We start from the raw sequence: 10,318 nt of genomic DNA on the forward strand, positions 1-10,318 counted from the left end.
CAACGCACGACTCCTATCAAGAAATCGTGCGGATTAGGAGATGCTAGCGCTTCAACTTTTTCATAATGATGCTCGCCGTCTCTTCGACCGCCTTGTTCGTCACATCGATGACGTCGCATCCGATTTTTTTCACAACTTCATCAAAATAGGCGAGCTCCTCTTTGATTCGATCCATATTGGCGTAAATCGCCTGATCGTTCAGACCGAGCGATTTCAGCCGCTCGCGGCGGATCGAAAGCAACTTATCCGGGCTGATTTTCAAACCGAAACATTTGCCCGAGCCGACTTGAAACAGCTGCTCCGGCGGCTCGACCTCCGGAACGATCGGCACATTCGCCACCTTCAGCCGCTTATGCGCCAAATATTGTGACAGCGGCGTTTTCGATGTGCGCGACACGCCGATGAGCACGATATCAGCGCGCAAAATGCCGCGTGGGTCGCGCCCGTCGTCGTATTTGACGGCAAATTCGATCGCTTCGATCTTTTTGAAATAATCTTCGTCAAGCACGCGCACTTGACCCGGCTCATATCTTGGCGTCAGCTGGAACAAATCGCTCATCTTTTCAATGAGCGGACCGATGATGTCATAGGCGACGACCCCCTCACGCGCTGCTTCGGCGAGCAAAAATTCACGCATCTCCGGAACGACGAGTGTAAACGCGATAATGGCCCGATTCATTTTTGCCAAGGCGACAACCTCGGCCAACGTCGTCTTATCTTCCACATACGGAACACGCTTCACTTGAATCGGCGAGGCGTAAAACTGGCTGGCTGCCGCTTTGACGACAAGCTCGGCCGTTTCCCCGCCGGAATCGGATACGACGTAAACGAGGCGCTGGTTCATTTTCCTCCTCCTTTTGTTTGGCTTATACGTCATCTTTTGCTAGCGACACGAACGCTTTCGTCATATTCGTTTTCGTAATGCGGCCGATCACTTCATACCCTTTCTCCGTTTTGCGCACGACCGGCATCGCGTCGATCTGTTTCTCGATCAGCTGCTCAGCCACGTCAATGAGCGGATCGTCTTTGTAGCAAACAGCGATGTTCGGCATCCGCGTCATAATAATATTGACCGGAATCGCCGTCAGCTCCTGTTTGCCGAGGCTTGCGCGCAACAAATCTTTGCGCGACAACACGCCGGCAAGCAGCGACTCGTCATCGACGACAAACAGCGTACCGACGTCCTCCAAAAACATCGTGACGATCGCATCATAGACGCTTACATTTTCATTGACGACGACCGGAATCGATTGGTAATCCTCAACTTTCATCTTTTTAATTTTATCGGCGAACAGCTGGGTGCCGGTTTTTCCCGTATAGAAATAGCCGACGCGCGGCCGCGCTTCCAAGTAGCCTGCCATCGTCAAGATGGCCAAATCCGGCCGCAGCGTCGCCCTCGTCAAGTTCAATTTCTCGGCGATGCTTTCTCCAGTGATCGGCCCGTAGTCTTTCACAATTTGCAAAATCTGCTCCTGGCGTTTATTCAGTTCGATCGTCGCTCACCACCTTGCGAAAAAGGTCCCACACGCTATCACTCTCATTATACTACACACCTTGTTCATAATGAAAATGATGTTCCCTTCCCTCCGTCAAGGCCAAGTTTGTCTTTCCATTCGCCAATTTGCTGCAAAAAACGCTTCGTCTTCAGCGATAGGCCCGCATATTCATCATAATAGGCAGACAATACGGCGCCAAGCTCCGCCTTTGTGCTTTCTTTCACCGATATGGACCCCAGCCGAGCGAGGTCCATATGAAAAAAGAGGCGCAACAGCCGAGCAGTAGCCGGAGAGAGCGGGAACCGATGCGGGTCCGACGCCTCGCAGCGATGGCAAAGGAAGCCCGCCTCCTTGACAGAAAATGAGAAATGCCCTTCCGTCGCCCCGCAGCGGGCGCAACGGTCAAGTACAGGCGGGATGCCAAGCACTGCAAGCATTTTCATTTCGTAAATGAACGTCAAAATCTCTAAATCGCGGCCTTCGCTCATATATTGTAGTGTCTGCAAAAGAAGCTCAAACAAGTACGGATTGCGCTTTTGCTCTTCCGTGCTTTTGTCGGTGAGCTCAACAATATACGCCGCATAGGCGGCGGCAAACAAATCTTCGCGCAGCGCCCGCATCGAGTCGATGAGCTCCCCTTGGTGAAGAACGCCGACGCCGCGGCTGCGGCGGATGACATAGTGGCCATATGAAAGCGGCTGCGTAACAGCAGAAAGGCGGCTGCTTGGCTTTTTCGCTCCCCTTGCCATCGCAGCCACCTTTCCCCATTCACGCGTAAACAACGTGACAATTTTATTTGTTTCGCCATAATCAACTGTCCGCATGACGATCGCTTCGCACATTTCGAACATCTCATCACCACCGCTTCTACCAACAACGATGCTACGAAATCGGCTGGTCGATTTCTTTCTGTTCAGCGTTTTGCTCTTCACCGCCAAACTGTTGCTCTCGTTCCAGCTCTTTAAATAGGAGGTACGTGTCGATATTGCCTGTTTGGCTAAACAACTTCCACGTGAACTCAAGCATGGAATGACACCTCTTTCCGCCTGCAGGCATTGCGTATTGGTGGTCTACCTATAGGTTGGCTCAGGCAACAACGGTTTATGTCGCGTAAAATTTTCTAACCGTCAATACTCGTCTTCACGGAACCCGAAATCACGCAGCTGCGCCAGACGGTTGCGCCAATCTTTTTGCACTTTCACCCACAGTTCCAAAAACACTCTTGACCCAAGCAGCGCTTCGATGTCAGCGCGCGCCCGCTGTCCGATTTCTTTCAGCATCCGGCCTTGCTTGCCGATGATGATTCCTTTTTGCGAATCGCGCTCAACGATGATCACTGCGCTAATGTACACTATTCCCGACCCTTCGCGCCGCTCGATGCGTTCGATAACGACCGCGATCGAGTGCGGAACTTCCTCGCGCGTTAAGTGAAGCGCTTTTTCACGAATGAGCTCGGCGATGATAAATTGTTCCGGATGGTCGGTGATCTGGTCCGGCGGATAATATTGCGGCCCTTCCGGCAGCCGCTGTTTAATTTGTTCAACTAGGCGTTCCACATTGTTTCCCTCAAGCGCCGAAATCGGCACGATTTCAGCGAACGGGTATAAGTCCTTGTACCGGTCAATGAGCGGCAATAAATCATCCGGATGAACGCGGTCGATTTTATTGATGACTAGGAACACCGGCGTATCGACCTCTTTCAGCCGCTCGATGATGAACGCCTCGCCGCGCCCGAATCCCTCCTCTGCATTGACCATAAACAAAATCAAATCGACTTCACGAAGCGCATTGAGCGCCACTTTCATCATAAAGTCGCCGAGCTTATGCTTCGGTTTGTGCACCCCGGGAGTGTCGATAAAGATGATTTGCGCGTCATCGTCCGTGTACACACCTTGAATTTTATTGCGCGTCGTTTGCGGTTTATCGCTCATAATGGCGATTTTTTGCCCGATGACGCGGTTTAAAAACGTCGACTTTCCTACGTTCGGTCTTCCGATAATAGCAACGAATCCTGACTTGTATCCTTCTTTATTCATGCAAATCCTCCGCTGAAAAAGCTTCTGGCAGCAATTCACTGACTGTCATGACTTTTACATCGCCTTTGAGGTTGGCTAAAATGACTGTCATATCGCCGGGACAAAGTTCGGCGATCACTTGGCGGCATGCGCCGCACGGCGGCACCGGGCGGGGAGTATCGGCGATGACCGCAAGAGCGGCGAACTCCCTCTCCCCTTCCGAATATGCCTTAAACAGCGCGGTCCGCTCCGCACAATTGCACACGCTGTAGGCGGCGTTTTCAATGTTGCAGCCGCGATACACGCTGCCGCCTTTCGTCAACAGCGCGGCGCCGACTGAAAACTTCGAGTACGGCACGTAGGCGAGTTCGCGCGCTTTTTTCGCTTCGGCAATGAGCTGCTCGATCTCCACGAGTGACTCTTCCTTTCCTGCAAGCAAACGCTGCTTTCTTTTATTTTACAAAAAAACGCCATCCATTTCATCATTTGAAATAAAAATGTAACAGAAAAATTAGAATTTTCTCTCTCATTCGTTTAGCGAAGATGCGGCCAAAACAGCAAGATTCCGATCACAACGGCAAATCCGGCCGCCGCGAGCACCGCCGCGGCGGCGATGTCTTTTGCCGCTTTCGCCAACGGATGAAACTCGCTCGTCGCCAAATCGACGGCGCGCTCAATGGCCGTGTTGACGAGCTCAAGCGCAATGACCGCTCCGGCTGCCATGAGCAGCACGATCCACTCCCAGCGCGACAGCCCAACGACCCAGCCGGCGGCAAAGGCGACAACAGCGGCCGCCAAGTGGAAGCGCAAATGCGCCTCCTCCTTCACCGCCGCCTTCATTCCCGCCCACGCCCAAGCAAACCGGTCCCGCTCCCGTTTGCCGCGCATTATCTTGTCAACCCGAACCTTGTCAAGATGTCTTCCTGCTTGGCGAACATGACGCGCTCTTCCTCTTCTGTCCCATGATCGTAACCAAGCAGGTGCAAAAAACCGTGCACAGCCAAAAATCCGAGCTCGCGCATAAACGAATGTCCATAGGCCGCCGCCTGCTCTTTCGCCTTCGGAATCGAAATGACGATATCGCCGAGCACCGGCGGCATATCAGCGCCGACGATGTGAACCTCTTCTTCCCCTTCCTCCTCAAGAGCGAACGAAAGCACATCGGTCGGCGCATCTTTGCCCCGATAGTCGCGATTCATCGCGCGGATGCGTTCGTTGTCCACAAACGTGACGCTCACCTCCGCCCCGTCCGGCACGTTTTCAAGGGCAGCCGCCTCGGCGAGCAGCCGCTCGATCGTCTCGATTTGCTCAGCGGTCACCTCGTTCGTTTCATCTAGAAAATCAATGTGAATGGTCATGCATGCTTCACCTTTTCCTTTCGTACTTCCGGGTATTCGATGCGCGAATGGAAAACGCCGTTTAATGTCTCGCAAAGCGAACGGGCGACGAGTTCCAACTCCTTCAGCGTAATGTCGCACTCGTTCAGCTGGTTGTCCTGCAAGCGGTCAGCGATGATCGACCGGACGATCTTCTCGATTTTTTCCTGCGACGGGTTGGATAGCGAGCGGACAGCCGCTTCGACGCTGTCGGCGATGTTGATGACCGCCGCTTCTTTCGTCTGCGGCTTCGGCCCGGGATAACGAAACTCCGCTTCCGAGACAAACTCGGTTTGCTCGCGCGCCTTATGATAAAAATACTTGAGCAGCGTCGTGCCGTGGTGCTGTTCGGCGATGTCGACGATCTCCTTCGGCAGCCGGTGCTTGCGAAGCAAAGCGACGCCGTCGGCGACATGGGCGATAATAATATTTTTGCTCAACTGCGGCGACAAATGGTCATGCGGATTGCCGCCCATTTGATTTTCGATGAAATAGCGCGGACGCTTCGTCTTGCCGATGTCATGGTAATAGCAGGCGACGCGCGCCAACAAGCCGTCGGCGCCGATCGCCTCGCACGCCGCTTCGGCCAAATTGGCGACCATAATGCTATGATGGTATGTTCCCGGCGCCTCAGTGAGCAGCTTGCGCAAGAGCGGATGGTTCGGATTGGACAGTTCAATGAGCCTTAGCGGCGATAAAATGCCAAACGCCGCCTCCAACACCGGCAATAGGCCGATCGTCAAAATGGCAGAAAAAACGCCTGAGGCTGCCGCCATCAGCACCAACAAGCCGACTTCCGTCGGCGAATAACGGCCGTTTTTTAACAGCAACAGCGAAACAAGCGAAACGGCATTGACCGCGGCGGCAAACAAGCCGGCCCGCCAAATATTCGCTTTCGCCAGCTCCTTTGGCAGACAAAACGTCCCGGCCAGGCTGCCGGCAAGAAAGTAAACAGCCAACGACACCGACACCGCGCCGACCGTTCCAATTTCCTCATTGAACAGCAAACTGCCGCACACCGCTCCGATGATGGCCGTGATCATCGCGAGCCGCTCTCCGATCAAAATGCGGACGAGCATCGGCCCGAACGCCGCCGGCACAAGGTAGCCGACGGAAATAGCGCCGCTAGACGGCAAAAGACGGATGAGCGCCATCGTCGTCATCATCAACGTAAAAATGGCTGTATAAAGCGACAGCTTTTCATTCGTCGTTTCCGTCCGAAAATAGTAAATGAGCGGAGCAAGCAACAGAAGCACGAACAACCCAAGCCCAGCGGCGGTCCAAGACGGACGCCCGCTCTCAAGCAAGCCGACCAGCTCAAGCCGGCGGTAAATGTCGCTCGTAATAAACTGCCCTTCTTCAACGATCACTTGCCCTTGCAAAATTTTCACCGGCTTCACTTCATCCATCGCCTGCCGCCGTTTTTCTTCCGTCGCCGCCCGGTCGTAGACGACGTTCGGAATGACCGCCTGCCGGCAAAGCTTGGCGACCGCCTCGCGAAGCGGCGGCGACAGCGCAGCGTATTGTAGCTCTTTGGCCGCTTCCGCCCGCGCCTCGTCAAGTTCCGCTTGGGAAATGCGCTTGCTCATGACGGCATGCACCGCCGTCAACGCGGCTTCCTTCGCCGTCTCGAGCTCCTTCGGCGAAGCAGCAAGCAGCCGCTGCCATTCAACGGCAGACAAATAGGCAAACCATTCCGGCGGCAACCGCTCCTCAAGCTTGGCAGTCATATCGCCGAGCGGGCGGCCCGGTTCCACCTCGCGCTGTACGCTTTCCATCGCGGCAAACAGCGAGGAAAGAAGATCGACACGGTTTTCGGCGTACTCTTTTTTCAACGTATAGACGTCCGCTACTTTCGCCGCAGCCTCTTCCTTCAGCTTGGCAGTCGCTTCTTTATCCTCGACCGTCACCGGCGAACGGATCGTTTCCTTGGCGACGTCAAACAGACGCAGCTCATACTGGCGCGGCTTTACTTGCCAATATAAAACGGCAAACAACAGAACAGCCAGAAACAAAAACAGCCAAAAGCGGACAAAGCGGACCGTCTTTGTCCGCTCAAGAAAAAAACGAAACCTTCCCACCAGTTTTCCCCTCGCTTTGCAAGAAAAGACCGATCCCGTCGCGCTCGTTCTATAAGCCCGCCTCATCATAGGCGTCAATAATTTTCGCGACGAGCGGATGGCGGACGACATCCGACTGCTCCAAAAACACAAAGGCGATGCCGCCGATAGAGGCTAAAATGCGTTTAGCGGCCGCAAGCCCCGATTCGACCCCTTTCGGCAGATCGACTTGCGAAATGTCGCCAGTAATGACCATTTTCGAGCCGAAGCCGAGCCGGGTCAAAAACATTTTCATTTGCGCCGGCGTCGTATTTTGCGCCTCATCAAGGATGACGAACGCATCTTCAAGCGTTCGGCCGCGCATGTACGCGAGCGGGGCGATTTCAATCGTGCCACGCTCGATCAGCCGCTGCGTGTACTCAGCGCCGAGCACATCGTTTAAAGCGTCATAAAGCGGGCGCAAATACGGGTCGACCTTCTCTTTTAAGTCGCCGGGCAAAAAGCCAAGGCTCTCTCCGGCTTCAACCGCAGGGCGGGTCAAAATGATGCGTTTGACGTTGCCGCTTTTCAGCGCCTTCACCGCCATGACGACCGCCAAGTACGTTTTTCCGGTGCCGGCCGGCCCAATGCCGAACGTCAAGTCGTGCTGTTCAATCGCTGCGACGTAGTAGCGCTGGCCCAACGTTTTGACGCGGATCGGCTTTCCTTTGGCGTTTTTCGTAATCTCCTCATCGTACAGCTGAATAAGGCCGTCAAGCGCCCCTTTTTTCGCCAGCTGGATGGCGTAGATAATGTCGCGCTCGCTGACCGCCACTCCTTTGCGAATGACCATCAATAAATGGCGAAGCAATTCATCAACGAGCTGAACTTGCTGCGGCGTGCCGGAGACGTTGACCGTTTCCCCGCGCGTCACGATCGACACGCCGAGCTCTTCTTCGATCCGCTTTAAATGGGCGTCATGCACGCCAAAGAGCGCCGCCGCTTCCTGTGGGTTTCGCACATGTTGGCTGATCGTAACAAACTGCTCTGACATTCTCAATCTCCTTGGACAATGGGTTGTGGTACAGCAATATTTTCGATGACTTCGTAATGCAATTCTACCCTTACTTTACCATTCTCTTTCGCCTGATGCAAAACTTTTTCGCCGCGGATGGCCGCCTCCTCCGGCAATTTGGCCCGCAGTTCCCGGCGGGCGATCTGTTTCGCTTCGGCGAACGCTTCTTCCCACGTATAGCTCCGCTTCACTTCTTCCGCCTCGCGGATCGTGACGCGCGCATAATAGAGCGGCAAGTCCCATTTCCAAAAACGAAACGGCCGTTTTTCCGTCTCGATGACGGTATGGGCAAACGGCGGCTTTTTCCAGCCCCAAACAGGGATCAAAAAGCGCCCGATTCCGATGTAATGACGTTCAGCGAACTTGCCCGTCAACACGTGAAACGTCGTCTCAAGCGGCAGGACAACCGTAGACTTGTACCATGTTTCGCCGAACACTTTTCCTGATGCCGGCACAAACTTCGTCCGCCCTTCGGCGCCAATAATGCCGGAGACAAGCAGCTGACCTTTTTGCACATAGTCGTTGACCGAAACGAGCGGTTGTCCTTCTTCGACGAATAAATCGGCGATGACTGCCTCTTTTTTGGCTACGAGATGGCGCGGAGGAATCGGCTTTTTCGGCTCGGGAATTTCTTTTTCAACTACCTGGAAGTGAAGCGACGTCCCCTGCCATTCGACGCCGACCCATGTGATGTCTGGAACGCGCTCGGTCAGCTTTTTTTGCAGCGTCTCCGGGTCATCAAGCAGAAACTGAAACGCGCCCTGCTCGACTCTCATTCGCTTCAGCTCGCGAGCGATTTGATGCTCCGTTTCCGGAGTTGCCCCTTTGATTTCGATCTTCCAAACGATGTTCGAAAGCAAAAACACAATCGCTAGAAAAAGAAGCAAGCCAAACCAAAACCCGCTGTTTTGCCACGCCCGCTGCCAAAAAAACGGCATCCCGGTTCTCCCGACAAAGGAAAGTTTGCATTCGCTTTGCCGGGCGACATGGCGCAGCCGTTTCACGTCGCTGAGTTTAATGAAAAACGTGGCGGTATCCGCGCTATGTTTTTTTATGTTCCATACAGCGATGTCGTGGCGCACGCAGGCGTTGATCAACCGTTCAATTCCTCTTCCTTTCGCCTTGACCCGCACGCTGCCGGCGAACTTGTCAACCCATTCGTTTTTCATCTCCGTTCCTCCTCGCTATTCCTCTATATAAACAACTTGTCTGATTTTTCCTTGCAACAAAATTTCCTCTGGCAAAATCGTTTTAATGACAAATTGTTCGCCGCGGACAAGCAGCTGCCCGTTTCGCAGCAAAAGTCGGAGCTCTTTATCGCTGAACGCTAGCAACCCGCGGTGGTTTTCGATATAAATATGTATTTGCCCTACCATCGTAATGCGGGGCAGGTCCATCATAATGTCAGCGGGAAGCTCGAATTTTTCCGCCATCCACCGCTTCATCTGCTGGCGCCATTTTTTCACCATCAAAAAGAACCCCCTTTCATCTCATATGTATGAGACAAAAGGGGGTTCTAGCACCGCTTTTCAAAAACAACGGGCCTGCCTTCCGGCAAAGCCCATTGCGTTTTTATGACAGCTGTTGTTGGACAAGCTTGTTGACGAGCGAACCATCCGCTCTTCCTTTCACTTTCGGCATGATGGCGCCCATCACTTTTCCCATATCCGCCTTCGAAGAAGCGCCGACTTCTTTGATCGTCTGCTCGATCAGCTCGCGCAACTCTTCTTCCGTCAGCGGCTTCGGCATATACGACTGAACGATGTCAATTTCGGTTTTTACTTTTTCAACAAGATCTGAACGGCCAGCGTTTTCAAATTCTTGGAGGGAGTCTTTACGCTGTTTCAATTCGCGAGAAAGAACCGTCAGCTCTTCGTCTTCTGAGAGCGGGCTTTTGCCGAGCTTGATCGCTTCGTTCTGCAGCGCCGCTTTCAGCATCCGGAGAACAGACAGCTTTTCTTTCTCCTTGTTTTTCATTGCCTGCTTCATATCGTCATTTAAACGATCGAGAAGACTCACCGATTATACACCCTCTTTAATGCATGCTCTTAGTGCTTGCGCTTTCTAGCCGCTTCAGATTTTTTCTTCCGTCTGACGCTTGGCTTTTCGTAAAATTCGCGCTTTCTCACTTCTTGCAAAGTGCCCGTTTTCGAAACGGCACGCTTAAAGCGACGAAGAGCGTCATCGATCGACTCGTTTTTGCGAACGATCGTTTTGGACATTCTGCTTCCCTCCCTCCGAACAACAACCATTGCATATCGTACTTGTCAATTATAATACATGCCTGCAGAAAAGGTCAACAAAAAAAGCATAGCCG

General features: G+C 53.3%; 14 protein-coding genes. All 14 read right to left on the reverse strand.

Annotation, left to right across the window (positions count from 1 at the left end; all coding sequences use genetic code 11):
- Positions 1-43: 43 nt before the first annotated feature.
- Entirely contained in the window at positions 44-844 is an 801-nt protein-coding gene (locus GJ1_RS16390) for a pyruvate, water dikinase regulatory protein (RefSeq protein ID WP_066234759.1), read from the reverse strand.
- Between the two features lie 22 nt (positions 845-866).
- Positions 867-1,493 (reverse strand): transcriptional regulator CcpN, encoded by a 627-nt coding sequence (ccpN, locus tag GJ1_RS16395; protein WP_255516148.1) that lies wholly within the window; start codon positions 1,491-1,493, stop codon positions 867-869.
- 65 nt (positions 1,494-1,558) lie between these two features.
- A complete protein-coding gene (recO, locus tag GJ1_RS16400; protein WP_066234764.1) occupies positions 1,559-2,347 on the reverse strand; it encodes a DNA repair protein RecO in 789 nt (262 codons plus the stop codon).
- A gap of 31 nt (positions 2,348-2,378) precedes the next feature.
- A complete protein-coding gene (locus GJ1_RS18105) occupies positions 2,379-2,522 on the reverse strand; it encodes a YqzL family protein (RefSeq protein WP_011231967.1) in 144 nt (47 codons plus the stop codon).
- Positions 2,523-2,623: 101 nt separating this feature from the next.
- The gene (era, locus tag GJ1_RS16405) at positions 2,624-3,532 is read right to left on the reverse strand and encodes a GTPase Era (protein WP_066234767.1); all 909 of its coding nucleotides are present in this window, start codon (positions 3,530-3,532) and stop codon (positions 2,624-2,626) included.
- A complete protein-coding gene (locus GJ1_RS16410; RefSeq protein ID WP_066234772.1) occupies positions 3,525-3,923 on the reverse strand; it encodes a cytidine deaminase in 399 nt (132 codons plus the stop codon). The genes era and GJ1_RS16410 overlap by 8 nt, the downstream gene beginning before the upstream one ends.
- Before the next feature lie 122 nt (positions 3,924-4,045).
- Positions 4,046-4,399, reverse strand: coding sequence for a diacylglycerol kinase family protein (locus tag GJ1_RS16415; protein ID WP_066234774.1), 354 nt, complete (start codon positions 4,397-4,399; stop codon positions 4,046-4,048).
- A complete protein-coding gene (gene ybeY / locus GJ1_RS16420; protein WP_066234778.1) occupies positions 4,399-4,869 on the reverse strand; it encodes an rRNA maturation RNase YbeY in 471 nt (156 codons plus the stop codon). The genes GJ1_RS16415 and ybeY overlap by 1 nt, the downstream gene beginning before the upstream one ends.
- Positions 4,866-6,968: an HD family phosphohydrolase gene (locus GJ1_RS16425; RefSeq protein WP_066234780.1), complete on the reverse strand. Its 2,103-nt coding sequence runs from the start codon at positions 6,966-6,968 to the stop codon at positions 4,866-4,868. Before GJ1_RS16425 ends, ybeY begins: the two co-directional genes overlap by 4 nt.
- Before the next feature lie 49 nt (positions 6,969-7,017).
- On the reverse strand, positions 7,018-7,980 hold the full coding sequence (locus tag GJ1_RS16430; protein WP_066234783.1) for a PhoH family protein: 963 nt from the start codon (positions 7,978-7,980) through the stop codon (positions 7,018-7,020).
- Between the two features lie 2 nt (positions 7,981-7,982).
- The gene (yqfD, locus tag GJ1_RS16435) at positions 7,983-9,170 is read right to left on the reverse strand and encodes a sporulation protein YqfD (protein WP_066234785.1); all 1,188 of its coding nucleotides are present in this window, start codon (positions 9,168-9,170) and stop codon (positions 7,983-7,985) included.
- Between the two features lie 15 nt (positions 9,171-9,185).
- Positions 9,186-9,470 carry a sporulation protein YqfC gene (gene yqfC, locus GJ1_RS16440; RefSeq protein WP_066234791.1) on the reverse strand — a complete coding sequence of 95 codons (285 nt, stop codon included), beginning with the start codon at positions 9,468-9,470 and terminating at the stop codon, positions 9,186-9,188.
- 103 nt (positions 9,471-9,573) lie between these two features.
- The gene (locus tag GJ1_RS16445; RefSeq protein ID WP_066234793.1) at positions 9,574-10,020 is read right to left on the reverse strand and encodes a GatB/YqeY domain-containing protein; all 447 of its coding nucleotides are present in this window, start codon (positions 10,018-10,020) and stop codon (positions 9,574-9,576) included.
- A 29-nt stretch (positions 10,021-10,049) separates the two neighbouring features.
- Positions 10,050-10,223, reverse strand: a complete 174-nt coding sequence (gene rpsU / locus GJ1_RS16450; protein WP_008879912.1) for a 30S ribosomal protein S21 — start codon at positions 10,221-10,223, stop codon at positions 10,050-10,052.
- Between the last annotated feature and the right edge of the window lie 95 nt (positions 10,224-10,318).

Source organism: Geobacillus jurassicus NBRC 107829, from assembly GCF_001544315.1.
GTDB lineage: Bacteria > Bacillota > Bacilli > Bacillales > Anoxybacillaceae > Geobacillus > Geobacillus jurassicus.

Excerpts from the sequence above, each read along its gene's own strand:
- GJ1_RS16390 (WP_066234759.1), bottom strand. The coding sequence starts at position 844 with ATGAACCAGCGCCTCGTTTACGTCGTATCCGATTCCGGCGGGGAAACG.
- recO (WP_066234764.1), bottom strand. The coding sequence starts at position 2,347 with ATGTTCGAAATGTGCGAAGCGATCGTCATGCGGACAGTTGATTATGGC.
- GJ1_RS18105 (WP_011231967.1), bottom strand. The coding sequence starts at position 2,522 with ATGCTTGAGTTCACGTGGAAGTTGTTTAGCCAAACAGGCAATATCGAC.
- era (WP_066234767.1), bottom strand. The coding sequence starts at position 3,532 with ATGAATAAAGAAGGATACAAGTCAGGATTCGTTGCTATTATCGGAAGA.
- GJ1_RS16415 (WP_066234774.1), bottom strand. The coding sequence starts at position 4,399 with ATGCGCGGCAAACGGGAGCGGGACCGGTTTGCTTGGGCGTGGGCGGGA.
- ybeY (WP_066234778.1), bottom strand. The coding sequence starts at position 4,869 with ATGACCATTCACATTGATTTTCTAGATGAAACGAACGAGGTGACCGCT.
- GJ1_RS16430 (WP_066234783.1), bottom strand. The coding sequence starts at position 7,980 with ATGTCAGAGCAGTTTGTTACGATCAGCCAACATGTGCGAAACCCACAG.
- yqfD (WP_066234785.1), bottom strand. The coding sequence starts at position 9,170 with ATGAAAAACGAATGGGTTGACAAGTTCGCCGGCAGCGTGCGGGTCAAG.
- yqfC (WP_066234791.1), bottom strand. The coding sequence starts at position 9,470 with ATGGTGAAAAAATGGCGCCAGCAGATGAAGCGGTGGATGGCGGAAAAA.
- rpsU (WP_008879912.1), bottom strand. The coding sequence starts at position 10,223 with ATGTCCAAAACGATCGTTCGCAAAAACGAGTCGATCGATGACGCTCTT.